This window comes from Bacillus cereus (assembly GCF_002567495.1).
Taxonomy (GTDB): Bacteria; Bacillota; Bacilli; order Bacillales; family Bacillaceae_G; genus Bacillus_A; species Bacillus_A cereus_AQ.
Genome location: NZ_NVAP01000112.1, coordinates 1 through 853, shown reverse-complemented (window position 1 = coordinate 853; position 853 = coordinate 1). Strand labels below are relative to the sequence as shown.

Below are 853 nucleotides of genomic sequence, written 5' to 3'. Positions count from 1 at the left end.
ACTTTCTTGCCCGAAACTTTTTCAAATGCTTCAACCATCTCTAGTACACTATAACCCGTACCTGTGCCTAAATTATAAGCATCTACTCCTGTTGTACTCAGTACTTTCTCAAGCGCCTTGACGTGACCATTTGCTAAGTCTACAACATGAATGTAATCACGGACTCCCGTTCCATCTTTCGTTGGATAGTCATTTCCAAATACGCTTAACTCTTTTAACTTACCTACTGCTACTTGCGTTACATATGGCATTAAGTTATTTGGAATTCCATTCGGATCTTCTCCGATACGCCCACCTTCGTGTGCACCAAATGGATTGAAATAACGAAGTAACGCGATACTCCATTCTGCATCTGCAAATGCTACATCACGCATAATTTGTTCAATCATTAATTTCGTTTGACCGTATGGATTTGTTGCACTTAATGGAAACTCCTCCGTAATCGGTGACGTTTCCGGGATACCATATACCGTTGCAGATGAACTAAAGATTATCTTCTTTACATTATGTTTCTGCATTACTTCACATAATACTAACGTGCTTGTAATGTTGTTATGATAATATGTTAATGGAATCGCTACTGACTCCCCTACAGCCTTAAAGCCCGCAAAGTGAATAACAGCTTCAATTGCATTTTCTTCAAAAACTACGTCAAGTGCTTCTCGATTTAAAACGTCTTCTTTATAAAACTTAAATTGTTTTCCTGTTATCTCTTTCACTCGATTTATAGATTCTATCGAGCTATTCGAAAGATTATCCACTACTATAATTTCGTAACCGCTATTTAGTAATTCTACACATGTATGACTACCAATATACCCTGCTCCACCTGTTACAAGTATTGCCATAATTA

The 853-nt window shown here is 37.4% G+C and carries 1 protein-coding gene; it reads right to left on the bottom strand.

All coding sequences use genetic code 11. The annotated features are described in order from the left end of the window. On the bottom strand, nt 1–848 hold an 848-nt coding region (gene galE / locus COK05_RS30570), incomplete at its 3' end, for a UDP-glucose 4-epimerase GalE (RefSeq protein ID WP_098615505.1). Nucleotides 849–853: the final 5 nt, after the last annotated feature.